This is a genomic window from Paraburkholderia sp. EG287B, assembly GCF_040965595.1.
Taxonomy (GTDB): domain Bacteria; phylum Pseudomonadota; class Gammaproteobacteria; order Burkholderiales; family Burkholderiaceae; genus Paraburkholderia.
Map to the genome: position 1 here is coordinate 1 of NZ_JBFRCG010000115.1, position 255 is coordinate 255.

Genomic DNA, 255 nt, shown 5'->3' on the forward strand with positions numbered 1-255 from the left:
CACCCACGTTGTTGTAGGTGTCTCCACCTACGTTATACGTCGGGTTCGAGATCGAGCCATCGCTGTTCACCGTCGAGCCGCCGCCGAACGAATCCGCCGTCGAACTGGCCAGGTTGTACAGCTGCGAACCGTTCACCGCATCGGAGCTCGTCGCCGAGACTGCGCCCGAAGCTACGTTGTGCAGCGCCACCGGCGTGGTCGCATCCGTGCCGCCCAGCGTCACCGAATCGTGTGCCGACGTGTCGTACATCACCG

The 255-nt window shown here is 63.5% G+C and carries 1 pseudogene; it reads right to left on the minus strand.

Annotated features, from left to right (window positions below):
- Positions 1–255: pseudogene (locus tag AB4Y40_RS42970) on the minus strand (adhesin); the annotation flags it as partial.